The organism is Streptomyces sp. PTY087I2, assembly GCF_001687325.1.
GTDB lineage: Bacteria > Actinomycetota > Actinomycetes > Streptomycetales > Streptomycetaceae > Streptomyces.
In genome coordinates this window covers 157,022-182,647 of the sequence record NZ_LZRD01000019.1, presented here as the reverse complement: position 1 = coordinate 182,647, position 25,626 = coordinate 157,022, and the positions used below count along the sequence as shown (strand labels likewise).

Below are 25,626 nucleotides of genomic sequence, written 5' to 3'. Positions count from 1 at the left end.
GGCCGTTAGGCTCGGAGGCATGGAGAGCCTGCGCATCATCGACACCTGGCCGGTCACGACCGCGGCGGCCGCCGTCGTACGGGCGGACGGCACGGTCCTCGGCACGCACGGGCCGACCGGCCACCGCTTCCCCCTCGCCTCGGTCACCAAGCCGCTCGCGGCCTACGCGGCGCTGGTGGCGTACGAGGAGGGGGCTGTCGAGCTGGACGAGCCGGCCGGGCCCGAGGGCTCCACGGTCCGCCATCTCCTCGCCCACACCAGTGGCCTCGCCTTCGACGAGCACCGGGTGACGGCCCCGCCCGGCAACCGCCGCCTGTACTCCAACGCGGGCTTCGAGGTGCTGGGCGACCACATCTCGAAGGCGTCCGGCATCCCGTTCGCGGAGTACCTGCGCCAGGCGGTCCTGGAACCCCTGTCCATGACCTCCACGACCCTGGACGGCTCCCCCGCCCGCGACGGCGTCTCGACGGTCGACGACCTGGTCCGCTTCGCCGCCGAGGTGCAGGCCCCACGCCTGCTCGACCCGCGTACGGTCCTGGAGGCCCAGAGCGTCGTCCATCCGGGCCTCAAGGGCGTCCTGCCGGGCTACGGCCACCAGAGCCCGAACGACTGGGGCCTCGGCTTCGAGATCCGCGACTCCAAGTCCCCGCACTGGACGGGGACTTCCTCCTCCCCCTCCACTTTCGGGCACTTCGGCCAGTCGGGCACGTTCCTGTGGATCGACCCGGTCGTGGGCGCGGCCTGCGTCGCCCTGACGGACCGCGCCTTCGGCCCGTGGGCGGCGGAGGCCTGGACCCCGTTCACGGACGCGGTTCTGGCCGAGCTGTCCTGAACCGGCTGCCGCCCCGTTCGGGCGGCGTCAGGCACTCGAACCAGACGGTCTTCCCGCCGCCGTCCCACCGCTTGATGACGCCCCACTCGTCGGTGACGGCATCGACCAGAACGAGCCCGCGGCCCCCGTCGTCCAGCGGATCGCCCGTGATGGCGAGGGGCGCGACGGGGCTGCTGTCCGCGACTTCGACGCGCACACCCTCGCCGCGCGGCAGCCGGAAGATGAGGGTCTGGCCGCGCCGGTCGGGTACGTGCCGCACGACGTTGGCGATCAGCTCGGTGAGTGCCAGCTCCGCTGCATCGGCGAGGAACGGCAGCTCCCAGGCCTTGAGGTAGAGCCGCAGGACGCGGCGCAGATGCTGGGCGGAGTGCTCGCCGAGGGCGAAGTCGGCGCGATAGATGGGCTCCCCGGGATTCCTCCGGGGGACAACTACGTGATTCATGTCACCAGGCTGCGACGGACTGGCTACGCTCGGCTACGTACCGAAACGAACGCCGCGAGGCGTTGCACCCGGAGGTCCGTCGCCGTGGCCAACATCCAGAAACTCGATCCCGACGCTTCACCACTCGCCTACTACGGCTCGGAGTTGCGCCGTCAACGTGAGGCACACGGCCTGACGCAGCCGCAGTTGGGTACGAGCATCTTCTGCACGGGCTCGCTGATCGGCCAGATCGAGACGACGAAGAAGATCCCCACCCGCGACTTCTCGGAGCGCGTGGACGCGGCCCTGGGCACGGACGGGACGTTCTCCCGCCTGGTGGGCCTGGTACTGCGAAGCCAACTGCCGACGTGGTTCCAGCCGTTCGCGGACATGGAGGCGAGGGCCGCGTACATCTCCACGTACCAGGCGCAGTTGGTGTACGGGCTGTTGCAGACGGAGGAGTACGCGCGGGCGGTCCTGGCCACCGGTATGCCGAAGGACCTGGATGCACTGGTGGCGGCCCGCATGGAGCGCCAGCGCATCCTGGAGCGGGAGAAGCCGCCGCTGGCGTGGGCGATCCTGGACGAGTCCGTGCTGTACCGGCCGATCGGCGGCAACGAGGTGATGCGGGCCCAACTCCAGAAGTTGTTGGATTTCGCGACGCACCGCTGGATGCGGATCCAGGTACTGCCGTTCGAGGCGGGCGAACACGCGAGCTTGGCCGGCTCATTCACCGGGATGCGCTTCGACGACGACCCGGACATCATCTACACCGAGGACCTGATCTCCGGCCATATGACGGCCAACCCCGAGACGGTCAGGGAGGGCTCGCTCCGATACGCTCACCTCCAGGCCACCGCACTCTCCGTCGAGGAATCGGTGGCGCGGATCAGCCGCGTGATGGAGGAGCGTTATGGAGCACGGCCCTGACCTGACGAACGCGGACTGGCGCAAGTCGAGCTACAGCGGCAACACCGGCGGCGAGTGCGTCGAGTGCACCGTGACCGGCGGCGCGGCCTGGCGGACGTCCTCGTACAGCGGCAACACCGGCGGCGATTGCGTAGAGGTCGCCGCCACCCCCCCCTGCGGCTCCGTCCCCGTCCGCGACAGCAAGAACCCCACCGGCCCCGCCATCGTCCTCGGGGCCCCCGCCTGGCAGGCGTTCGTGGACGGGCTGCGCTGACGCGACCCACGCGATGAGGCGGCGGCCGGGGCCTTGTCGGGCTCCGTCCGCCGCCTCCGGGGTCAGCCGGTCATCGGCCCGGCAACCTGTCAGCCGATGGACTGGTAGTCGAGGAACGCGTCCGAAACGCCGGACACGGTGGTGTGTCCGCTAGCGGTGTAGTCGGCGAAGAAGCGCAGGCGTCCGCTGCCGGGAGTGGTGGCCCAGAGGTCGAACTTCCCGTTGTTGTTGGCATCGGGTGCCGCCGTGAAGCGGGGCACGGTGTTGACGCTCCAGTTGCTGCCGATGGCGGTCCGGTCGGTGAGGCTGATGTCGAAGCCCTCGTCCGTCTCCCTTCCGTGGAACACGTAGAGACCTCCGACGTCCGGACGGTCGTAGCGCACGAGCAGGTCCTCCCGCCCGTCACCGTTGTAGTCGCCAGGGGCCGCCAGGGTCANTGCCGGGAGTGGTGGCCCAGAGGTCGAACTTCCCGTTGTTGTTGGCATCGGGTGCCGCCGTGAAGCGGGGCACGGTGTTGACGCTCCAGTTGCTGCCGATGGCGGTCCGGTCGGTGAGGCTGATGTCGAAGCCCTCGTCCGTCTCCCTTCCGTGGAACACGTAGAGACCTCCGACGTCCGGACGGTCGTAGCGCACGAGCAGGTCCTCCCGCCCGTCACCGTTGTAGTCGCCAGGGGCCGCCAGGGTCACCTCGTTCAACGTGGAGGCGCTTTCGGCGATCGGGTCGTCGGGCCCGGCCAGAAGGACGGGGTCCCGGTCGCTGTCCAGCCGGTAGTCGGGATTGCCGTAGTAGAGCCAGAGGAACTCGCCGTCGTTGACGAGCAGGTCCGGGTGGCCCGCGACGTCCTCGACTCCGTCGCCGTCCACGTCCAGGCCGCCGTCGACGTCGCCGATGGCGAGGATCTGCTTGACCCCGTCCTTCCAGTGGTTGTTGGCGGGATCGTAGACGGTCAGCTCCTGCCGCACCAGGTCCGTGCAGTCGGTGCAGGCGAACCCATAACCGCTGTTGGGGTACATCCACAGCCGGTGGGTGCCGCCCGTCCCGTCCGGCCTGAGTGCGATGAGGTCCTCGTACGCGTCGTTGTTCCAGTCGCCGCGGTGGGTGATGGCGGTCGCGTTCCACGTGAAGTCACTCGCGGGAGCGGACGCCTCGGCGACCGAGCCGGTGCCATTGCCGTAGAAGCGGCGAAGGGTACCGTCCTTGTCGATGGCCCACAGGTCGGCGTTGCCGTCGCCGTTGATGTCTCCGGCCTTGTCCCGGGTGGTGGGACCGTTGGCATAGAAGAGGTAGGTGGCGGTGTCGGAGGAGTTGCCGACCTTGTCACGGCTGATGACGTACAGCTGGTTGGCCCCCGTGGCGGTCGGGGTGAGCTTGATGTTCACGGAGCCGCCCGCGCTGCCCGGGGTGGCCGTCCGGCGCGTGCCATCCGTGTCGGTCCAGTACTGATACGAGGCGACGTCCGCCACTCCGCCGCTGGAGAGGGTGAAAGTCCCCTCCGTGCGCACCTTTCCGGTGACCGCGGGCCAGCCGTCACTGCCGTCGGGGAACTGCGTGGAGGTGACCCCAGGAGGCGAGCTGGGCCGGTTGGGGTCGAAGACGAAACGGCACCCGGGCGCGCCCTGTGTGGGGTTCCAGTCGGAGAAGAGGGAGCCGTCGTTGGCCTGCGCCTTCCAGGAGAAGTTGCCATTCGCCTTGGCTATGTGGGGGGTCAACTTGGCCTTGGTGACCTTGAGTTTGGCTACCGTGCCGGAGGTTACGGTGACGGTTTCGTCGACGACGATGACTCCCTTGGGGTCGTCGTTGGGGTGGTGACCGGTGGGCCAGAGGTGGAATTTCACCTTCACGGTGCCGCCGTCGCCGTCACTGCCCTTGGCGGTGAGGTAGACGTCCGTGTTCCCGATGAGGCCGTAGGGCGCCACGTTGCCGCAGCCCTTGCTGTTCTTGGTGCTGGGAATGGTGTCCAGCGCCGAGGGCACGGCGGGGCGGGTGTTGTAAGTGGTCGACATGACTGCAGTCTTGGCGTCGAACTTCTTCCAGCCGTACACATCCGTCTCGCTCGAGGCCGCCAGCGCGAGCGTCAGAGTGTTCCAAGTGCCGGCCTGGGAGTCCTTCGCCGCGCGCGTGGTGTCGAAGGCGAGGTTCCCCGCAGGGCAACTGCTGCTGCTGTATCCCTTGGAGTCATTGACGGTGTCCAGGGTGTAGAGCTTGCCGGGCTGCTTGTTCCACGTGTGGCTGGACTGGAGGTACTGGGTGTGCCACAGCTGAATGCCGCGGTTCTCGCACGACCAGGACCAGGTGTTCCTGATCTGGAAGCGGGAGGAACTGATGACCCGGTTCTTGTCCTGGAGGTTCTTGGTGTTCATGCGGAAGTACGAGCGCGCCAGGCCGTTGGTGACGTTCTCGTATCCGGCGCGGGCAGTGGTGGTGCCGCCGTTGAAGCCTGCCCCGTTGAAGAAGGACGTGTTCGGGTGCTTTTTGTACATGATGCCCCAGGAATGCCGTGATCCCTGGACGGCCGGGTCGATGTAGACGGGGTACCGCGTGTTCTCGCCGTTCAGCAGCTCCATGTCCGGGAGGATCGTCAGACTGTCGTCCGCCACCTTGACCTCCATGGCGGCGTCGCGGGCCCCGAATGCGGGCTCGAACGCATCCGGGGTGGGCGGGGGCGGCGGGGTCGACGCCCGGCCGGAGGTACGGGCCGCCGGCGCCTGGGCAGGCGGGTCGCCACTGTCCCACATGCGCGGCGTGGGGGCAGTGAACACCTCCTGCCCGGCGGGGTCCAGGGCCCGGACATTGCCGTGCTCGTCCACTTCGACCTTCAGCCCCTTGGTTTCCAGGCCGAAGTCGAGCTCGGTCAGCTCCGGGTTCTTCGCAGCCTCGGCGTTCTTGACGGCCAGGACCTGGTTGTAGCCGCCGTTGTGCGCCTTGAGCTTCAGGTCCACGCCGTCAAGGACCTCCGGGTACGTGACGGAATCCGCCTCGACCACCGGCTTCGGGAGTGGCCGGGGCCAACCCACGGACATCGAGCGGCCGTTCCGCACGACGGTGGCGAGCGGTCCGTCGCCGCCGCCGGAGAAGCGGATGCCGACCTCTGTCGCCCCGGGCGAGAGTGTCCCGTCCTCGTTCTTCACCAGGGCGGTGTCGATCTCCACCAGCTTGTTGTCCTGACGGACCCACTGCGGCATCGCGTAGGTGTTCTCGGTGAACTGGCCGTCGGGATTGGCGAAGGTCTGCGAGACCTCGGTGCGCTGGGACAGCACCTCAACCGGTTCGCCGGTGTCGGCCGCCGTCGCGAGCGCCCGGGTCTCTTCCGGGGCGTACTCCTGGAAGGAGGGCTCGGCAGGCTTTTCGTCGGCGGCCGCCGACTGGGTTCCGGCTAGTGGCGCGATCAGGAGCAGAGCCAGGGAAAGAGCCGTGGGCAGCACCCAGGGAACAGACCCCCTGAATTTACACGGGCGCATTTTCGTCACATTTTCTCCTCAAGGCAATGGGGTGACTGATGGGCTGACACTTGAGATGAGGCACCGGTTGTACAGCTTCAGGAAGTTTCCGCAACATCCATGAGTGGGAGATTGATACCTGCTAATCCGTTTTACCCTGATTTTCCATATGTGCAGGTCATGGCACCCTCCTCGAAAAGGCGGCAGGGTAACGCGGGTCTAATAGCAGGTCGAATCCGACCAATGACGATATCCACACCTTGGACTAATAACGGAATGGTCAACTCCCCTGCCGGGCAGACCCCGCCGCCACTTTCCGGTGTTACGTTCACGGCCGCTGCTTCATGATGTGTGGATTCTGTGGGGGGATCGTTGTCCGGGATACGCCGTCCATCGTTTCGTCATCCAGTGGGAACACTGGGCCGACGTACGCGGGTTGTCGCTCTGCTCCTCGTGGCCTATCTGCTGGCCGGCCTGCTGGGCGGCCCGATTGCCGCGGCGGCGGAGTTGGAGCTGCGCAAGCTCCAGCAACCGGACCCGGTGCCTGTCTCCGAGGTCAAGGGCACGAAGCTGGACAAGCCCGACGAGACTGCGAAGCGCCCCTTCACGCCGGCCAAGAAGGCGAGTTGGCCTACCGCCGGCGCCGTCACCGTGCCGGTCACCGAACACGGAGACAAGCGCAGCCGGTCCAAGGCCGGGTCCCTTCCGGTCGAGGTCAGGCACGGCAAGGCCCCACGAAAGGCAGCAGCCGACCCGGAGCAGGCACAGGTCCAGGTTCTCGACCGAAGCGCTGCCCACACAGCGGGCGTTGACGGCATCCTCGTCGCGGTGCAGGGGCACGGCACTGACGAGGGCAAGGGCACGGTCGGCCTCACCCTTGACTACTCCTCCTTCGCCGGAATCTACGGCGGTGACTGGGCTTCACGTCTGGTGCTGCGCGAGGTCCCCGTCTGCGCGCTGACCACACCGGGCGACAAGGGCTGCATGCCTGGCAAGACCCTCCCCTCGCACAATGACCCCAAGAACAAGACCCTGTCGGCCGACCTCACCACCGGGATCAGCGACGAGTCCGCAGCTGAGACCGGTCAGCCGGTGCAGCAGGCCTCCCCGGTCAGCCGTATCCGCACCTCCACCGTGGCCGAAGGCGCCACGCTGCTCGCCGTTACCGCCGCCCCCTCCGGCGCGAACGGCGACTTCACCGCCACCTCACTGTCCCCGTCGGGGAAGTGGGATTCCGGCGGTTCCTCGGGCGGGTTCTCCTGGACCTATGAGATGGAGACCCCCACGGCCCCGGGCGGCCTTACGCCCGACCTCGGACTCTCGTACTCCTCGCAGGCCGTCGACGGCCGTACGGCGGCGACGAACAACCAGGCCAACTGGATCGGTGACGGCTGGTCGCTGTCCCCCGGATCCATCGAGCGCCGATACACCTCCTGCCAGGACGACAAGACCGGCGGGAACAACCCGTCGCACAAGGTCGGTGACCAGTGCTGGAAGAAGGACAACGCCACGCTGTCGCTCGGCGGTTCGTCCAGTGAGCTCGTCAAGGACGACGTCACCGGTGTGTGGAGGAAGAAGGCCGATGACGGTACGCGGGTGGAGCTTCTGAAGAACTCCGCGCGGGCCAACGGGGACAACGACAACGAGTACTGGAAGGTGACCGCCCCGGACGGCACCGCCTACTACTTCGGCTACAACCGGCCCAACGGCTGGGCAGCGGGCAAGGAGGAGACCGACTCGGTCTGGACCGTACCGGTGTTCGGCAACCAGTCCGGCGAGCCCTGCCACGCGAGTGCGTTCAAGGACTCCTGGTGCCAGCAGGCCTGGCGCTGGAACCTCGACGCGGTGATCGACACGCATGGCAACGCCATGACGTACTACTGGGCCAAGGAATCCAACTCCTACCAGCGCGCGATCGACGCCAACTACAAGGGCACCCTCACCCCGTATACCCGCGGTGGCTACCTGAAGCGCATCGAGTACGGGCTGCGCAGTTCCAATTTCTACGGCCGGCCGGCCGCGAAGGTGGACTTCACGGTCGCCGAACGGTGCCTGGCCACCGACTCGTTCGACTGCGCGGCGGACAAGCTCACCGAGGCAAACGCCAAGAAGTGGCCGGACGTGCCGTTCGACCAAGTATGCAAGTCGGGTGCCACGTGCGAGTCGGGTTCGTCGCCCTCGTACTTCACGCGGAAGCGCCTGAAGGGTGTGGTCACCTCCGTGTGGAATGCCGGCGCCTATCAGAAGGTCGACTCCTGGGGGCTGGAGCACAGCTTCCCCTCCACCGGGGACGGCACCGATCCTCCGCTGTGGCTGTCCTCGATCACCCGGACCGGGCACAGCGCCGGGACCACGATCACACTGCCGAAGACCACGTTCCACGGCGTCCAGCTTCCCAACCGGGTCGCGGGCGCGGTGGACGCGGTACCCGCGTACAACCGCTACCGCGTCCATAAGGTCGCCACCGAGTCGGGCGGCTCGATCGGAGTCACCTACTCGGCTCAGGAATGCTCGAAGACCAGTCTGCCCAGCGCGGCTTCGAACACGAAGCGCTGCTATCCGGTGATGTGGTCGCCGCCGGACGCACCGGTGGAGGGCTACGAGCCGTATCAGGACTGGTTCCACTCGTATGTGGTCACGCAGGTCCTGGAGTCGGACGACACCTCCGGCGCACCGGTCAAGCGGACCGACTACTCCTATCTGGGCGGGCTTGCCTGGACCAAGGAGGACGACGAGTTCACCAAGGCCAAGCACCGTACGTATGGCTCCCGCAAGGGGTACGAACGGGTCCAGGTGCGGACGGGCGATCCTGCCGAGGGCACGCAGACGCTGAACGAGTCCCGCTACTTCCGAGGCATCGACGGGGCGAAGGTCGCCGACGGCGAGGGCAACGAGGCCACCGACCGCGAGGCCTTCGGCGGAATGACCCGCGAGGAAGCCACATACAACGGCTCCGGCGGACCACTCATCTCCGCCACCACCTACACCCCGTGGCGCTCGGCGGCCACCGCGACGCACTCCCGCTCGGCGGACAGCCTGCCGACCGTGTACGCGTACCGGACCGGCACACAGAAGGACCAGACACGCACCACGATCACAGGCGGCAGCCTCCGCCGCACCGAACTGTCACGGCAGTTCGACTCCTACGGCATGGTCACCTCCGAGTCCGAGACGGGCGATACGGCCAAGACCGGCGACGAGAAGTGCACCACCATCTCGTACGCCCGTAACACCGGCGTCAACATCCTCCATGCGGTTGCCGAGACGAAGACGGTCGCCAAGACGTGCGGGACGACGACCTCTCTGCCGGCCGACCTAATCTCGACCCAACGCACGTACTACGACGGCTCAACCACTCTGGGAGCCGCCCCCACGAAGGGGGATATGACCCGCAGCGACGAGAACGACGGCGCGGGCACCGGCTTCCTCACGGTCAGCAAGGCAGCGTACGACAGCTACGGCCGTGAGACCGAAGTGACGGACGCGGCCGGAGCGAAGAAGACAGTCACGTACAACCCGGCCACCGGCCAGGCACCGACGGAGACGGTCTCCACGAACGCCCTCGGCCACACCACGAAGGTGGTCACCGACCCGCGCCGCGGGCTGACCACGGCGACGGTGGACGCGAACGGCAAGCGCATGGACCTGGAGTACGACGCGCTCGGCCGGACCACCAAGGGCTGGGGCCCGGCCTGGCCCAAGGGCGACCATCCGACGCAGCCCTCAGCCGAGTTCGCCTACCGCGTCTCCGCCACCCAGCCGAACGTGGTCACCAGCAAGGTCCTCAACTACCTCGGCCAATACGACACTTCGTACGCCTTCTATGACGGCCTGCTGCGCCCGCGGCAGACCCAGACCGCGGCAATCGGCTCAGCGGGCAACCGGGTCGTCTCCGAGACCCGCTACGACACCCGCGGGCAGGTCTGGAAGACCTACGACTCCTACTTCGCGAACGGTGCGGCCTCGACCACCCTCGTCGGCGGAGACGACTCCAAGGTACCGGCGGGCACCGAGACGAAGTACGACGGTGCGGACCGTGCCACAGAGGTCATCTCGCTGAAGTTCGGTGACGAGACCAAGCGCACGCTGACCCAGTACGCGGGCGACCGCACCACGGTCATCCCGCCGAAGGGAGGCACCGCCACGACGACGATCGTGGACGCACTCGGCCGCAAAACCGAGTCACACGACTACACGGACGCGGCGCGGACCAAGTTCCTGGTCACCTCCTACGAGTACGACAAGCACGGTCGGCTGGCGAAGATGACCGACCCGGCCAAAATCGCCTGGACCTGGAAGTTCGACGCGCGTGGCCGCCAGATCGAGGCGAACGACCCGGACAAGGGGACCGCCAAGACCACGTACGACAACGCCGACCGTCCAGTGAAGACCACGGACGCCCGGGGCGTCGAGCTCACCACGGTCTACGACGAGCTGAGTCGGCAGAAGGAGCTGAAGCAGGGCTCGACGGTGCGTGCGGCCTGGTCCTACGACACGGTGGCCAAAGGGCTGCCCTCGTCGGATACTCGCTACGTGGACGGCAAGGCATACACCACGACGGTCGACGGCTACACCGACCTCGGGCAGCCCACGTCCTCCACTACGACAGTGCCGGATGGGGCGGCTGCCGGGACCTATACGTGGAAGTTCGGATACAACCAGTACACCGGAGCCCAGGAATGGGTGATGCACCCCGCCCTGGCGGGACTGCCCTCCGAACGCCAGACCACGGTCTTCGGCCAGGGGAACCTGCCACTCAAGACCACGTCGGGCGGAGTGGTCCTGGTCAATGACACCCGCTACGACGTGTACGGCCGTCAGGTCCGTGCCGAGTACGGGCACCTTGGCCAGAAGGTGTACCGCACCCAGGAGTTCGACGAGCACACCGGCCGGCTCACCCGGTCCACGGTCGACGGCGACGTCGCGCTCCGCGTGGAGGACACCCGCTACGGCTACGACCTGGCGGGCAACACCACCCGGATCTCCAGCACGTCCGGGCAGGACGAATCGGCGGTCACCGACACCCAGTGCTTCGCCCTGGACGCACTGCGTCGGATGACCGAGGCATGGACGGCCAAGGCACCCGCGGACAACTGCGCGGGGGCACCTTCGGCAGGCACCGTCGGCGGCCCGGACTCGTACTGGCACTCCTACACCTACGATGACGCCAGCAACCGTACGAAGGAGGTCCAGCACGCCACCGGCGGCGACACGGACATCACCCGCACCCACACCGCGGGCAAGGCCACAGACACCCGCCCGCACGCACTGCGCTCGGTCACCACGACCGGTGGGGCGGAAGACGGCACGACGGAGTCCTTCACCTACGACGACGCCGGCAACATCACCAAGCGCACCGGTGGCGCACGCGACCAGGATCTGACCTGGGACGTGGAGGGCCACCTCGCCAAGATCGTCGAGGACGGCAAGACCACCGAATACGTCTACGACTCGGCCGGCAACCGCATGCTCGCGAAGAACGCCGACGGCTCCACGACCGCGTACCTGCCCGGCGGCAACGAACTGAACGTCACCTCGACCGGCGCGAAGACCGCCACCCGCTACTACACGCACGGCGGCGAAACGGTCGCGGTCCGCACCAGCGGCGGGTTCTCGTTCCTCTTCGGCGACCATCAGGGCACTGCGATGATCGCCATCACCATGGGCGCGACCCAGGCCGTCACCCGACGCAAACAACTCCCCTTCGGCGGCCAGCGCTCCACCACCGGCAGCACCTCCTGGCCCGGTGACCGAGGCTTCGTCGGCGGCACCACCGACCCCACCGGCTACACCCACCTCGGTGCCCGCGAATACGACCCGTCCCTGGGCCGCTTCCTGTCGGTGGACCCGCTCTTGATCAAGGACGACCCGACGCAGCTCAACCCATATGTCTACGGCAACAACAACCCCGTCACGTTCTCCGACCCTTCGGGTGAGGCGTTGGAGGAGTGCGGGAAGTCGATCACCTGCGGCAAGGGCGGAGTCCCGAACAAGCCCAAGAAGATCAACTCGGCGGTCTCGGGCGGCAACCCGGGCAGTCCCGGCAACTCGGGCTCCTACGTCCCCTGGACACCGGGAAGCAAGAAGCGCATCAAGGCAGACCCCTCCAGGGGTCGCTACAACTCCTATGGGCACCTCGGCCACAACTCGTACGGCCAGACCACTTATGCCGCTCAGGAAGAATATGCGCGAGCTGCCGCAGCAGAGGAAATGCGGAAGGGAAGAGCGGCTTCCAAAGCCCAGCAAAAGCGCAACCAGAAAGACGAGGGCTTCTGGAGGAGCGCCTGGAACTCCACCGGAGGAAAGGTGGTCTCGGCGGCCCATAACTTCATCCAGGAAAACAGCACGGCACTGGGCTGGGTCGGAGTCGGGCTCGGAGTAGTCGCCATGCTCAGTCCGGTGGGCTGGGTGGCCACAGCGGCGATGGTCGCGGGATTCGCCATAGCGGGTGCCACAACAGTGGATGCGTGCGTGTCGAAACAGTGGGGAAGCTGCGCCTTGGGCGCACTGAGCCTCGTAGGGGCAGGCACCGCCGTCGGGGCCGCCAGGGCCGCCAAGTCAGCTTTCCAGGCCTCAAATACACCAGGAATGCCTTTTCGTGAGCAATTGGTATACGCGGCAATATCGGGCGCCCACACAGGAATTTCCCGGCTTAGCGATGGGGGGTCGATCGTAATGACTGGCATTGCCACCATTGGTGGAAACAGTTTGAATCGTCGACAGTGAATCCCGGATATCCCACTCGCCGAGGAGTCAACTATGAATGAAGCCTGGATTTCCCTGGATGCGGCAGAGCGGCGCAAGAACTGGAGGGCGGGCAGCTACCTGACGGCCGTTTGTGCTGGCGTCGCGCTCGCAGTGACTCTTTCCACGGATTCCAGCCCGTTCTGGTGGGTCTTTTCGATCCTCTGCGCGTGGATTATCTCGATGGCCTACGTCATCAACAGGGGATATGGTCGATCCTTGCTCACTCGTGATGGCATCGTCGTATTCAATGGATTCCTTGGGAAAAGATCGATCCCATGGGGCGATGTCACCAACATCGAGAAGCGTCACCATACGGCTCGAAGCAGTTCATGGTGGGATCTACGCCTCACGCGTATGAGCGGGCGACCCCTGACCATTCCAGGCGCATTCACGAGCAGTCGCTATGATCCCAAATTCGAAGCAAAGTATGTCTTGCTGTGTCAGTACTGGCGGCAGTCCACAGGGTGATGCGTGAAGCGCGGGTGGCAGCACGAAAGGCGTGCACGAGATTCGAGAGGGTCCCTGACCGGTCGGTGGACGACCGCGCGAAGCGCTCCTGAGCTTCGCCCAGTAACCCAGCAGCCCCAACTGAGACGTCGAGGTTAGTACGGTTGCCCGGGATCATCCCGTCCCTGGTGGGGCCGCCGGTCGGCCCACGACCTGTCCGCGCAGCGCTGAACACTGCGATGCCCAGATCCTGCACGCCCTCACCCGGCTCCTGCACTGGACCAAGCAGACCGGCGCGAGGGCGATCGGCATCGAGAACCTGGACTTCACCGCGGAGAAGACCCGCGAGAAGCGCTTCCGCCGGCTCATCTCCGGCATGCCCACAAGCAAGCTCAAGGCCCGCATCGTCTCCATGGGCGCCGAACACGGCCTCGCGATCGTCGCGGTGGATCCGGCATACACAGCGATGTGGGGCGACCAGCACTGGCGCAAGCCTCTCACCAGCAAAAACCGTCACATGACTCGCCATGACGCCGCTTCGGTCGCCATCGGCAGACGCACTCTCGGACACCCGATCAGGCGACGGACGACACCGCCCCAGCATCACCGGAGCGATGATGCCGGGCATCGGACCGTCCAGGCCGGAACGGGCGCCCGGGGGCGTGAGGAACCCCGCCACCGCTCTCTCACGGGGCATGCACACGATGCGCGCTGCCGGACAGAGACAACGAGAACGCGGGGAACTAGCGCATCCAACACCGTTCGGAATGCGCGCAGTTCCAGGACACGGGTCCAGGACTCACTCCTGCACACTGAGCCTCTTCGAGTTGGCCACCGATCGGGTGACGGGTCGTGAAGCGCAACGAGCGTGGCCCCCGAGCTGTTGATCGAGATGTCTGACGTCTCAATCACTCTGCTCGGGGGCCTCGTTGGTCATCCATCCTGCCGCACTCGACCTGCCGCACGCACTCGTGGAATGGGTGACCATGCTGATCGTCACCCGTGAGGGCAACTGGCGCTGCAAGCTCCGCCCATCACAGCGCGCGATGGTGGCACTGGTGTNTGAGCCTCTTCGAGTTGGCCACCGATCGGGTGACGGGTCGTGAAGCGCAACGAGCGTGGCCCCCGAGCTGTTGATCGAGATGTCTGACGTCTCAATCACTCTGCTCGGGGGCCTCGTTGGTCATCCATCCTGCCGCACTCGACCTGCCGCACGCACTCGTGGAATGGGTGACCATGCTGATCGTCACCCGTGAGGGCAACTGGCGCTGCAAGCTCCGCCCATCACAGCGCGCGATGGTGGCACTGGTGTACCTGCGCGAACACACCACTCTGGCGAAGATCGCTGCCGCGTTCGGGATCAGCGAGTCCACCGCGCATGCCTACACCACCGCGGTCGTGGACCTGCTCGCCGCCCGTGCACCGGGCCTGCTGAAGACGCTGCGTGAGCACGACCCCGACTTTGTCCTGCTCGACGGGACGCTCGCCGAATGCGACCGGGTCGGCGACGGCCGGGCGGACTACTCCCACAAGCACCGACGCCACGGCGTGAACGTACAGGTCCTCACCGATCCCGACGGCCGGCTGCTGTGGCTCTCGCCCGCCCTGCCGGGCCGCACCCACGACCTGACCGCCGCCCGCACCCGTCGGATCATCCGGATCTACGAGCGCCAGGAAGCGCCGATCGTGGCCGATCTCGCCTACCAGGCCTACCAGGGTGCCGGCCCGTGGCTGACCACGGGCATCAAAAACAGACCCCTACGGGAACTCACCACCACCGAGAAGACCCGCAACCGAGCTCTGGACGCAGCACGCGCACCCGTCGAACGCGGCGTCGCCCGCCTGAAGTCCTGGCGCATCTTCCGCAGGTCCCGCTGCAGCCCCAACCGCATAACGTCAATCGCCAAGGCCACGCGGTCCCATGGCGGGAAGTCGGCCGGCACCGCCCGCCACTTGATCCCGTTGTCCACCAGATAGCGGATCGCGTCCAGTATCGCCCGGTGGCAGTACGCCTCCGTTTGCCCGCCCCGGCCTCGCATCCAGCCCGGCACCGGCAGGAGTGGCCGGACCACGGCCCACTCCGCGTCCGTCATGTCCGAGGGATACCGCCGAACACGCTCCGGATGGTCGGCCGCATTCCCGAACCGGTGGGCGACGCAATCACACGACGGAGCAGCCGAGTTGAACTCCACCGGCGTGAGCACGTACAACTGCGGCAACAGGGTCTCCTGGATCTCGGTTGGCTTCGCAACCCCGAGCTACCAAGAGGCCCTGCCTTCATGCCCACGGCCGGCCGCGATCACCCGATCGAGACTCCCGTTCGATGCCCACCCCTCAAGGTCGGAACGACAACAGCTACTTAAGGCTCTGCGTGGCCTGGTTCAGACCTGTCACGGACAGGGCGGTTGCCGTTTCCTTGACCACAAAAGGGGGAGGGGCCCCGCGCAGTCGATGGCGGCAGGGACATCGCCCCCGGGAGGGGGAGGCCCGGGCCGGCTGCTGGAGGGGCGCATCCGGCCAGGTCGAGATCTCAGCCCTCGGGGATACGCATGCTTCAGCGAATGGCTGTAGGGGGTGACCCGAGGCCACGCCCTACCTACGGTCTGGCGCAGCTTCTGGGCGGCCCGTGGCACAGCTGCATCGTGCTTGAAAACGTCGAGGTTCGCTCTGCCCGTGTGGCGTCTGGGGCAGCTGCGCTACATCAGCAGCGGCCAGCGTTCTGGGGAGTCTTGTGCGCCGACCTCAGGTGCGCGGTGCCTGTACAGCGAGACGGGCTCTGGGGTGTTTTGAGATCGGGAAAAGACGTTTTGGGGCTCCGAAGCCTGCGCCCGTGACCTGCGGTTTTGGGATTTTAGACAGATCCCNCTGGGCGGCCCGTGGCACAGCTGCATCGTGCTTGAAAACGTCGAGGTTCGCTCTGCCCGTGTGGCGTCTGGGGCAGCTGCGCTACATCAGCAGCGGCCAGCGTTCTGGGGAGTCTTGTGCGCCGACCTCAGGTGCGCGGTGCCTGTACAGCGAGACGGGCTCTGGGGTGTTTTGAGATCGGGAAAAGACGTTTTGGGGCTCCGAAGCCTGCGCCCGTGACCTGCGGTTTTGGGATTTTAGACAGATCCCCCTCATGCGTTACAAGGGCAAGGGCTGTACTTGCTCCCACGACCTCTACGTCGCCGAAGGCAGAGTCTGCAAACGCCAACTAACCGATGACGGGAGGACGCACTACACCCCTCTGCTTGTCGAGGAACTCGAGTGCAGGGCGGGAAAGAAGATCCGCTTTTACCACCGCATCACCGTCGACTGCCCCGAGAAGACTCACACATTCCGGATCCGCGTCGACGAGACCGATGAAGATCGGCAGATCGACCCGAAGACGGGAAGACAGCGCTTCAATCGCACCGAGCACCTCCGCCAGGTACCCCCCGGAACCCCCGCCGCTCGTCGCCTCAAAGGCTTCCGCCAGGACAGCGAGTCCATCCACTCCCGCTTCGACCAGGCATACCCCCACGAGCGAGTCCCGGCATACGGCGCCCGGGGAGCGCTGCTGATCTACCTCGGCTACGCCTGGGTGGGCAACTCCATCACGCGCGCACTGAACGCGTTCCACTCCTGACGACCCCAGCAGGTCACCTAGAACGGCCACCCCAGCACCACAGCCCGAGAACCCCAGCAGGCCATACCCACCGTGCGACAAGCTCGTCACCCGCTACACTGGCGGCGGTGAGCAGCCCTCGATGGGCTGATCACTAACATGTCCCAAACACGTCAAAGACGGGCTGCTTGCGAGACACCGTTTTAGACACGTTTGTAGACAGATCCCCGCCTTCGTAGCTCAGGGGATAGAGCACCGCTCTCCTAAAGCGGGTGTCGCAGGTTCGAATCCTGCCGGGGGCACAACGCGTTACCACTCTGACCTGGGGTTTCTCTCCCCGGGCGGGGTGATCCTTTCGGCCTCGGACTCCCCGTCCGGGGCCGTTCGCGTGAGCGGTGGCGCGGGTGGCGTTGAGCACTGGAACCGACGTCAGGCGCCGTCCACGATCTCCCCGATCACGTGCGCCGCGATCCGGGCCATCACCGGATTCGACTCCCGGTAGTGGGCCAGCTCCAGCAGGGCGATGGACAGTGCCCAGCCCCTCCCCCGCGTCCAGGTGGCGTCGTCGGCCGCCACCGCCGTGCGGAACGTCTCCCTGGCTCCCGCCGTCAGCAGGTACCAGGCCGCGATCAGGTCGACGGCCGGGTCGGCCAGGCCTGTGCAGCCGAAGTCGATGACCGCGGTGAGGCGGCCGTCCGCGACCAGGACGTTGCCCGGCTGGAGGTCGCCGTGGACCCAGACGGGGGCGGCCGTGAAGGGTGGGGCGGTCAGGGAGTCCTTCCAAGCCGCGGCGACCGCCTCCGCGTCCACCACCCCGGCCAGGGCCGCCAGCGCCTCCCACGTCGCCGCGTCTCGGGAGGCCAGGGGTTCGCTGCGGTACGCGGGCGGGGCGTCCTCCGGGGCGGTCCGGCGGAGCGCCAGCACGCATTCCGCCAGGTCCGCCGCCAGGAGGTCGGAGGATGAAGAGGCGTCGCCGGGACGCGGGTTCGTGCCGTCCAGCCAGGTGCAGACCGACCAGGGGCGGGGGAACGCCTTGTCCGGGGTCCCCTGGGCGAGCGGGAGCGGTACGGGGAACGGCAGTTGCTCGGCCAGTCGTGGCAGCCAGCGGTGTTCCGTCGCCACATCCGCCGCGCTGCCCTCGGTACGGGGCAGCCGTACGGCCTTGTCCGCGCCCAGGCGGTAGATCGCGTTCGCCGTCCCGCTCGCGTCGACCGCCTCCACGGGCAGATCCGCCCAGTGCGGGAACTGGGCGGCGATCAGGCCGCGTACGAGCGACGGTTCAATGATCATGCGGCGATCGAAGCAGGTCGCCACCGGGCCGCACAACACATATCGCCCGCGGCTCTCCTCCCGCACCTCCTCGTCGCACGCCCGCCTGGGCCACCCCGCCCGAAATTCGGTGCGGTGCCGCGTATCCGTACGAGAGGATCTGCGGCCATGACATGTCCATCGCGAACCCTCATCCTCCCGCCCCAACTCACCGCCTCCGCAAGGCGGTTACGCACCACCGCGCTGCGGCGCGGGCTGCGGATCGTGGAGGCGACAGCCTCCGCCGTGTCGGAGGGGGCAGGGAGACCGGGGTGGGCGGCGGGCTCCGAGGGTGAAGCGCCCTCCGTGCATCTGCATGCCGGGCCCTCCTTCGCCGACGTCGTCGCCCCCGCGCTCGGCATCGCCCTCCTGGAAGCTCCCGCCGACTGGCTCGCCCGGCTCCCCCGAGCACTCACCCAGCGGGAGATCCGGGCGATGCCCATCGGCGAGGCGTACCGGCTGCGCCGACCCGCCTTCGTCAAGTCGCCGAACGACAAGAGCATTTCGGCGCTCGTGTACGCGGACGGGTCCCGGCTGCCCGGACCGGACGCCGTGGACCCGGCCACCGTGGTCCTGGTCAGCGACGTGATGACCTTCGCCGTCGAGTACCGGCTGTTCCTCCTCGACGGGGCCGTCCATACGGCCGCCCAGTACGCCGAGGCCGGCCGCCTCCGGCTCGGGCCGCCGGACCTTGCCGCGCTCGCCTTCGGGCGCGAAGTGCTCGCGGCCGCCGGGGACGGTCTGCCCTCGGCGATCGTCGTCGACGTCGGCCGGGACGACGAGGGGCGATGGGCGGTCATCGAGGCCAACGCGGCCTGGGCCAGCGGGTGTTACGAGGCCGACCCGGACCGCACCCTCGACACCGTCCTCCGCGCCGCCGGACCCGCCACGGACCTGTCGCCGCGCGACCGTGCCTTCGTCCGGTAGGCCCCCACGAGCCCGCACGCCCCGCACAGCCGTGCGCCCTCACGCCTGCGAGCCCGCACGCCCCTGCCCACGCGCACCCGTGCGGCCGCCCCCGCCCCCACCTCAGTTACACGACGCCCTCATCTGCGCCGCCGCATGATGCGCGCCGACCCGTCGCGCGTCGCCCCAGTCCCGGCCCCGGTCGATGAGCTGGACCGCGAAGACGTCCCCCTTGACCGGGTAGCTGCGTACCGGCACCTCGCTCCCCCGGTGTTCCGTCTGGAGCACCGCGAAACCCGTGTACGCGGAGTCCGCGTCGTCCGGGTCCGAAAGCACCCGGTAGACGGTCGGCTCCCCTGCCGCGTCGCGCGGGCGGCCGCTGTCGGGGACGAAGACGGTCAGCGCGCACTCGTTGAAGCCCCGGCCCAGGTGCCAGGACCAGGTGGCCGTGGAGCCCCGGTCCTCCGTCGGGCTGCCCGACATCGGGATCGCGCTGAACCGGCCGTCGCAGCCGTCGCCGTCGAAGCCGCCGTTCTCGACCGTGTACCAGCCGGCGTCCCCGCTCTCGAAGCGGCCGCGCTCCTTGTACGTACCCGTCGCACAGCCGGGGCCCGCCCACTGCGTGAAGCGGCCGCCGTCCGGTGCGGGATCCGACGAGGGGGCGTCCGGGGTGCCGGGGGCGTCCGTGCCCGGGCCGGGCACGATCCTCGTGGGGGCCGCGCCGCCGATCCGGTCCGGGACCGCGCCCGCCCGGCCCGCCGCGTCCGTACGGCTGCCGCCGCCGGCCGGGACCAGCAGTGAGGCGACGGTGACCAGGCCTCCGGCCGCCACCACGACGCCCGCCGCGAGCAACGCCTTGCGCCGGCGCGGCAGTGTGGAGAAGCGGCCCGCCAGCGTCTCGCGCGCGACCCAGGAACCGTCCGCCCCCGCCGTGCTGGAGGCCCCCGCCCCGCAGCCGGGGCAGATCATTCCGGGCAGCGGTCCCCGGCGCCCGCCGCCGCAGTGTTGGCACCTCGTGGACTTCATGGCAGAACACCTTGCCAGGGCGCCGCCCGCAGAGGGAGATCCCGCACCCGATGGCCCGTACACGAGATGGGCACAAACGGACGGACGAGGACCGGTCAGCTCAGCTCTTCGGGGCAGGGCGTGCCCGGCTGGAGCTGGTACGGGGCCGCCAGCCGGTACACGCCCGGGCGCGGCGCGAGCAGTTCGGTCCACTCGTCGCCGTACGGGCCCTCCTCGACCTTGTTCAGGCAGCCGTGGATGTTGAGGTACGTCTTCGGCGCGGTGTCGTCCAGCTGCGACCGCTCCTTCGACTCCTCGGTCTCCAGCGGGCGCTCCACGCTCTTGCCGTCCTCGTCGACGAGCGCGAGCCAGCGCGTGTACGGGATCCGGATCAGCACCCGGCCCGCCGACTTCACCGTGATCGTCAGCTCGTCCGCGCCCGCCCGCTCCACCGTCGCCGGCGGGTCGGCCAGCGGCACCGGGTCCAGTACCCGGAAGAGCTTCCAGTTCGCGTCGCCCCAGATCTGGCGCAGGTACGGCTGCCCCTGCTCGACCAGCTCCGCCTCCTGGACCGCCCCGTTGTCCGGCCGGTCCTTGGGCAGCACCACGTAGTGCACGGCCCAGCGGTCCAGCCACTCCCGGTAGTTCACCGGGTCGAGCGTGTCGTCGTAGAAGAGCGGGTTGCGCTTCATGTCCGCCTGGCGGTTCCAGCCGCGCGCCAGGTTGACGTACGGGGCGAGCGCCGATGACTCGCGGTGACTGCTCGCGGGCACCACCTCGACCCGGCCGCGCTCCGCCTCCACCTGCTGGAGCTGGTTGATCAGCGGGGCCAGTTCGCGGTTCCAGGACGCGGCGGGCGCGGTGCGGACGATGTCGTCGACGCCCTTGAAGCCGATCCAGAAGTTGAGGCCCACGAAGGCCAGGACCAGGGCGTACCAGCGGCGGCTGCGCGGCGCGGTGTACGGCAGGGCGGCGAGCAGCGCCACCCCGGCGAACAGCATCGCCATGCGCGTGATGTTCGACCCGATCTGCGAGTCGATGACGTACGTGAGCAGCGTCCCGAGCCCGTACACGGCGGCGGCGGTGCGGACCGTGCTCCAGTCGCGGGGTACGAGGACGAAGACCAGCACCGCGAAGAGGAACGGCAGCGACAGCGTCCCGAGCGACATCGGCTGCGTACCCGAGAAGGGGAACAGCCAGGCGGAGAGCCCCACCACGGCGACCGGCGCGAGGCCGATGGCGTACGCGCCGGGGCGTCGTTTGTGCAGGAACAGCGCCGCCGCGACGACGCCCAGGAAGAGTCCGGCGACCGGGCTGGACGCGGTCGCGAGCGCGGCGAGCGGGGCGGCGACGGCGGCCTTGGCCCACCGCTTGTACCGCCACCGGTAGGGCCAGCAGAACACCGCGGCGACCGCGCCGACCGCGAACATCATGCCGAGCCCGAACGTCACCCGGCCCGACAGCGCGTTGCACAGGAACGCGAAGACCCCGGCGAGCGAGCAGGCCAGCGGATTGCGGACGGCCGGGACCCGCACCAGGATCAGCGCGGTCAGCGCGGAGGAGACCGTGCCGACGATCATCATCGTCGTACGGACGCCGAGCAGCGACATCAGGTAGGGCGAGACCACGCTGTACGAGACGGGGTGCATGCCCCCGTACCAGGCCAGGTTGTACGCCGTGCCGGGGTGCCGGCCCACGAACTCGGCCCAGGCGTCCTGCGCGGCGATGTCGCCGCCGGTGTTGGCGAAGAAGAAGAACCAGAGGAGATGGAGCACGGCCGCGGCCGCCGTCGCGATGGTGACGGGGTGGCGCAGCAGCCTGCGGGCCCGGGCGCGCGGGGTCTCGGCTGAGTTCCCGCGCTCGCTCTCGGACGTGGTCGCGGCGGCGGCACCCTCGGCGGGAGGCTCGGGAACGCGGGGCGACGGCACGCGCACGTGCAGGGCGTCGCCCCCGGCACCGGCGGTCCCGTCCGCCTCGCGTCCGGGCTTCGGCTCCGCGGTGGTCACTACGGCTCTCCCCGTCCTCCGCCGGCCCCGTACCTCTGCGTACCTCTTGGTACGTCCTCAAGGACGCGTCCCGGCATCCTTGAGTTGTCCGGGGACGCTAACACGTACCTTCGGCACGCTTCTCTGTCATAAGCGGTGACCGGAGCGGTGGGTGCGGGGACCGCCCCCACCGCTCCGGTGGCCCTGCTTCCCGGCTCTCAGCCGATCCTGGTCAGCTTGTCGCCGAAGGCCGCCTCGGGCAGATCACTCTGGAGCACCACCGGCGCGGAGACCTTGCCGGTGCCGGTGCCCACGGTCACCGAGCCGACCTCGGTCCCGGCCTTCGCGGCGTGGGCGATGCCCTTGCCGTTGTCCGTGACCTTCAGCTCGACCTTCAGACCGGACCAGCCGACCGCCTTGAGGTTCTTGGTGGCGACCACCGGGGCCTGTCCGCCGAATCCGTTGTCCACGTACCCGACGACGTCGCCCTTCTTCACCACCGTCGCCGACGTGGCCGCCTCCTGCGTATCCTTGATCAGCTTCAGGCTGTTCTGGAGCGACAGCTCCAGGCTGTCGTAGACCCGGCCGGTCCCCGCCTGCTGGCCCATGACCGCTCCGTAGATCCACAGCATCTTGCCGTCGACCTTGGTGTTCGCGGACCAGAGCAGATTGCCGCCCGCCGGGGTGGAGGACCCGGTCTTGATGCCGCTCACGCCCGGCTGGAGCAGGAGGGTGTTGTTGTTGTAGATCTTGCCGTCTATGCCCTCGATCTCGACCTCGGGCATGTCCACGATCTCCCTGAAGACCTCGTTCCGCATGACCGCCTGCGCCAGCTTCAGCTGGTCGGTGGCGGTGGAGACGGTGGTCTTCTCCAGCCCGCTCGGGTCCGTGTACGTCGACCCCTTCATCCCGAGCTCCTCGGCCGCGTCGTTCATCTTGTCGATGAACGCGTCCTCGGAACCGGCGTCCCAGCGGGCGAGCAGCCGCGCCGCGTTGTTCCCCGAGGGGATCATCAGCAGCTGGAGCAGCTGGCGCTGGGTGAGCTCCTGCCCCTTGCTCAGCGGGGCCGTCGACTCGTCGGGCCGCTTGGACTCGTCCTCCGCCTTCTGGTCGACGGTGATCTTCTCGCCCTCCTCGTCACCCTTGAGGGGGTGTCCCTGGAGGATCACGTAGGCGGTCATGACCTTCGCGACGCTGGCGATCGGGGCCGGCTTCTGCGCACCCTCGGAGCCGAGCGACCCGACGCCGTCCACCATCACGGCCGACTGCCCCTGGCCCGGCCAGGACAGCTCCGTCCCGCCGCCCTCGAAGGTGTACGTCGGCTTCGCCGTGAGCTCCAGCGAGGGCTCCGGGAGCGGGCGCATCACCTGCACGATCGCAAAGATGATCAGCAGGAGGAGGACCAGCGGGGTCCAGATCTTGACCCGCCGGACCGCCGTACGGACCGGGGTCTCCGGCGGCGGCGGGGTGTTCGTCAGCTCGGCGAGCAGGTCGAGCGGCGGCTTCGGCGGCAGCGGCTGCTGCCGGGTCCGCTCGGCGACCGCCCAGGAGGGGGCGGCGGCGGCCGGTGAGCTTGCTTCCGGGGTGCGCGCGGGCGTCTCGGGTCCCGCCGTGGCCCCAGTCATGGACCCGGCTGTGGAACCGGCCGCGGGCTCGGGCTCCGGCTTGCGGGGCGCGGGGGCGGCGGTCCGTACGTCGTCGGAGCGCAGCGGCACGAAGGTGCTGGTGCGCTCGGCGTCACCCTCGGGCTTGGCCTCGGGCCCGCTCTTGCTCTTGCCCTTGGTCTCGTCTTCCGGGTCCGGCTTGCTCTGGGACTGGGGCTTGTCGTCGGGCTTGTCGTCGCGTCGCGGGAGCTTCAGCGCGGTCGTCGCCTGGTCGACCCGGACGGGCGGCTTGACCGCCTTGAAGATGGCGGTGGGCTGATCGATTCCTCGCAGGTCGGAGGCGTCGGAGGAGGAGGAGGAGGAGTCGGGCTCAGCGTCGGCGGCCTTGTCCGGCTCGGAGTCGGAGTCGGATTCCTTTGCGGCTTCGGGCTCGGGGTCGGGGTCGGTGTCGGGGGCCTTGTCCGGCTCGGAGTCAGCCTCCGGCTCGGCGTCGGCCTTCGGTTCGGGCTTCGACTCGTCGTCCTGGTCGGCCTCGGCCTTCGCCTCCGGCTCCTCGGCCGGCTTCGGCTCGGGCTCCGCCTTCGCGGCGGGCTCGGGCTCGGGCTCGGCGGCCTCCGCCTCCTCGGCCTCCTCCGCCTTCGGCTTGTCCTCGGCCGCGGCATCGACCCAGGCGGCCACCGCGGCACGCAGCCGGCCGTCCCCGTCCTCTTCCCCGGCCTCCGGCTTCCCGCCGGCCTCCGGCTCGTCCGCGGGAGCCTCGGACGCCTCCACGTCCGCGTCCGGGCCTGTGCGCCCCCCGGTGGCTCCCGCGCCCTCCGAAGGCGCGTCGGCGTCTCCAGAGGCCGCAGAGGCCGTCACAGACGCGCTCTCGGACTCGGTGTCGCTCTTGGCTTCGGGCTCGACGTCACTCTCAGACTCAGCATCGGCCTCGGGCTCGGGCTCACTCCCGGCAGCGTCCTCCGGCAGCCGGGGACGGAACACCGCGGTCGCCGTGTCCGACATGCCCCCCGAGTCCGCACCCGTACCCGAACCCGACCCCGTACGGGCATCCGCATCCGCACCGGAGTCCGCATCCGCACCCGTGTCCGCGCCGGGGTCACGGAACACGGCGAAGCGCGGGTCGCGTTCCTCCGCAGCCGTCCCCGACGACTTCCGCTGCTCCGTTTTGTCGGGGGACTCGCCCGCCACCGATGCCTCCTGATGCACTGCGGGGGCAACCCCCGCGCTGTCCGAACCATCTACCAGTGTCCTGTGTGAACCCCTGGCCGAGCTGCTAGACGAGAACGACATACCTACTGGTTCCCGCACAAAGCGACCAGGCGCTCTCGACAGATGAATGTGAGAGGGGTCACCCTGTCAGACATCCACGCGGGGAGGCATGGATGGGCAGGAGCCGCAGAACAATCCCGGAGGAGCTTCTGTTGCTCGCTCTGGACCCGACCACGGGTACCACAGCGCAGCCGCAGTCGCTCGACCTCGGCCTGGCCGGGGCACAGCTAGTGGAGCTGGCTCTGGCAGGACGGATAGCCCCTGACGGGGATCGTATCGCCGTGGTGATGCCACGGCCGACAGGAGATCCGACTCTGGACTCCGCACTGGAGCTGCTGCGCCGTCGTGGCAGCCCGGTCCGGGCGGTCCACTGGATCGGCGGGCCCCGGCTGGGGCTGCGTCAGATCTATCTCGCTCATCTGGAGCGGTGCGGCATGGTGCATGCCGTGGCGGGCCAGATGTGCGGGGTGCTGCCGACGACTCGCTACCAGGCGACGGACACGGCGATCAGCCGGGACATCAGGAACCGGCTGGACAGTGCGATCCGCACCGGCGTACCGCCGGACCCGCGGACCGCGGCGCTCGCCGCGCTGGCCCACGCGGTCGGACTCGGCAAGCACCTGTACCCCGGGAACGAGGGGCGCTCGTCGCGCTCCCGGCTCCGGGACCTGATCAGGCACGACCCGATGGGCGGACTCGTGGCGCACGCCGTGATGGACGTCCAGAACGGAGTGGCGGTCCAGCCACGCCGTTCGCAGCAGGCAGCGGGCGTTCCGTTGCAGCCGCAAGCACAGGCCCGGCGCGGGAGCATGGCGCACACCGCCGCGAGCTGACCGCACGGACCTGGGAACAGCACAGAACAGCACACCGCCGTACCGTCGTCAGTCGTCACCGA

16 protein-coding genes, 1 tRNA gene and 3 pseudogenes are annotated in these 25,626 nt (G+C 68.5%); 12 read left to right on the top strand and 8 right to left on the bottom strand.

The genetic code is table 11. The features are described 5' to 3' along the window. Positions 1–19: 19 nt before the first annotated feature. Complete coding sequence (locus A3Q37_RS21675; protein WP_065487190.1) at positions 20–832, top strand: serine hydrolase; 813 nt, start codon at positions 20–22, stop codon at positions 830–832. Here the strand turns inward: A3Q37_RS21675 and A3Q37_RS21670 are convergent. After that, positions 801–1,274: an ATP-binding protein gene (locus tag A3Q37_RS21670; RefSeq protein ID WP_065487188.1), complete on the bottom strand. Its 474-nt coding sequence runs from the start codon at positions 1,272–1,274 to the stop codon at positions 801–803. The two genes, A3Q37_RS21675 and A3Q37_RS21670, sit on opposite strands and share 32 nt — an antisense overlap. Positions 1,275–1,358: 84 nt before the next feature. Here A3Q37_RS21670 and A3Q37_RS21665 point away from each other — a divergent pair, with 84 nt between their 5' ends. Next, the gene (locus A3Q37_RS21665; RefSeq protein WP_065487187.1) at positions 1,359–2,183 is read left to right on the top strand and encodes a helix-turn-helix transcriptional regulator; all 825 of its coding nucleotides are present in this window, start codon (positions 1,359–1,361) and stop codon (positions 2,181–2,183) included. Beyond that, positions 2,167–2,436, top strand: coding sequence for a DUF397 domain-containing protein (locus A3Q37_RS21660; RefSeq protein WP_065487185.1), 270 nt, complete (start codon positions 2,167–2,169; stop codon positions 2,434–2,436). The genes A3Q37_RS21665 and A3Q37_RS21660 overlap by 17 nt, the downstream gene beginning before the upstream one ends. Before the next feature lie 89 nt (positions 2,437–2,525). On the opposite strand, the gene A3Q37_RS21655 is transcribed toward A3Q37_RS21660, so the two are convergent. Beyond that, the gene (locus A3Q37_RS21655) at positions 2,526–2,921 is read right to left on the bottom strand and encodes an FG-GAP repeat domain-containing protein (protein WP_369691463.1); all 396 of its coding nucleotides are present in this window, start codon (positions 2,919–2,921) and stop codon (positions 2,526–2,528) included. Further along, the gene (locus A3Q37_RS21650; RefSeq protein WP_065487181.1) at positions 2,839–5,859 is read right to left on the bottom strand and encodes a VCBS repeat-containing protein; all 3,021 of its coding nucleotides are present in this window, start codon (positions 5,857–5,859) and stop codon (positions 2,839–2,841) included. Before A3Q37_RS21650 ends, A3Q37_RS21655 begins: the two co-directional genes overlap by 83 nt. A gap of 423 nt (positions 5,860–6,282) precedes the next feature. Between A3Q37_RS21650 and A3Q37_RS21645 the strand changes: the two genes are divergently transcribed. From A3Q37_RS21645 to A3Q37_RS21635, 5 genes and pseudogenes are all read left to right on the top strand, one after another. Beyond that, positions 6,283–12,600 (top strand): RHS repeat domain-containing protein, encoded by a 6,318-nt coding sequence (locus A3Q37_RS21645; protein ID WP_255311894.1) that lies wholly within the window; start codon positions 6,283–6,285, stop codon positions 12,598–12,600. 33 nt (positions 12,601–12,633) lie between these two features. Continuing rightward, positions 12,634–13,089, top strand: a complete 456-nt coding sequence (locus tag A3Q37_RS36525; RefSeq protein ID WP_107471576.1) for a PH domain-containing protein — start codon at positions 12,634–12,636, stop codon at positions 13,087–13,089. 202 nt (positions 13,090–13,291) lie between these two features. Beyond that, positions 13,292–13,924: pseudogene (locus A3Q37_RS37930) on the top strand (IS200/IS605 family accessory protein TnpB-related protein); the annotation flags it as partial. Positions 13,925–13,997: 73 nt separating this feature from the next. Beyond that, positions 13,998–14,129, top strand: a pseudogene (locus A3Q37_RS36520) (IS5/IS1182 family transposase); the annotation flags it as partial. A gap of 118 nt (positions 14,130–14,247) precedes the next feature. Next, positions 14,248–15,045, top strand: a complete 798-nt coding sequence (locus tag A3Q37_RS21635) for a transposase (protein ID WP_255311893.1) — start codon at positions 14,248–14,250, stop codon at positions 15,043–15,045. Here the strand turns inward: A3Q37_RS21635 and A3Q37_RS37925 are convergent. Further along, positions 15,039–15,107 (bottom strand): annotated as a pseudogene (locus tag A3Q37_RS37925) (hypothetical protein); the annotation flags it as partial. The gene A3Q37_RS21635 and the pseudogene A3Q37_RS37925 overlap by 7 nt on opposite strands. A 1,079-nt stretch (positions 15,108–16,186) precedes the next feature. Here A3Q37_RS37925 and A3Q37_RS21630 point away from each other — a divergent pair. Together A3Q37_RS21630 and A3Q37_RS21625 are read left to right on the top strand one after the other, a co-directional pair. After that, entirely contained in the window at positions 16,187–16,675 is a 489-nt protein-coding gene (locus tag A3Q37_RS21630; RefSeq protein ID WP_255311892.1) for a hypothetical protein, read from the top strand. A gap of 208 nt (positions 16,676–16,883) precedes the next feature. Then, positions 16,884–16,956, top strand: a tRNA-Arg gene (locus A3Q37_RS21625). A gap of 127 nt (positions 16,957–17,083) precedes the next feature. Here the strand turns inward: A3Q37_RS21625 and A3Q37_RS21620 are convergent. After that, on the bottom strand, positions 17,084–17,944 hold the full coding sequence (locus A3Q37_RS21620) for an aminoglycoside phosphotransferase family protein (protein ID WP_065487409.1): 861 nt from the start codon (positions 17,942–17,944) through the stop codon (positions 17,084–17,086). A gap of 147 nt (positions 17,945–18,091) precedes the next feature. Between A3Q37_RS21620 and A3Q37_RS21615 the strand changes: the two genes are divergently transcribed. Continuing rightward, positions 18,092–18,889, top strand: coding sequence for an ATP-grasp domain-containing protein (locus tag A3Q37_RS21615; protein ID WP_065487175.1), 798 nt, complete (start codon positions 18,092–18,094; stop codon positions 18,887–18,889). A gap of 102 nt (positions 18,890–18,991) precedes the next feature. Here A3Q37_RS21615 and A3Q37_RS21610 read toward each other — a convergent pair whose 3' ends face one another. From A3Q37_RS21610 to A3Q37_RS21600, 3 genes are all read right to left on the bottom strand, one after another. After that, entirely contained in the window at positions 18,992–19,837 is an 846-nt protein-coding gene (locus A3Q37_RS21610; protein ID WP_065487173.1) for an adhesin, read from the bottom strand. A 152-nt stretch (positions 19,838–19,989) separates the two neighbouring features. After that, positions 19,990–21,879: a hypothetical protein gene (locus tag A3Q37_RS21605; protein ID WP_065487171.1), complete on the bottom strand. Its 1,890-nt coding sequence runs from the start codon at positions 21,877–21,879 to the stop codon at positions 19,990–19,992. A gap of 197 nt (positions 21,880–22,076) precedes the next feature. Continuing rightward, entirely contained in the window at positions 22,077–24,650 is a 2,574-nt protein-coding gene (locus A3Q37_RS21600; RefSeq protein WP_065487169.1) for a serine hydrolase, read from the bottom strand. A 194-nt stretch (positions 24,651–24,844) separates the two neighbouring features. On the opposite strand from A3Q37_RS21600, the gene A3Q37_RS21595 reads away from it, so the two are divergent. After that, positions 24,845–25,564, top strand: coding sequence for a GPP34 family phosphoprotein (locus A3Q37_RS21595; protein ID WP_032766805.1), 720 nt, complete (start codon positions 24,845–24,847; stop codon positions 25,562–25,564). The last annotated feature ends 62 nt before the right edge of the window (positions 25,565–25,626 follow it).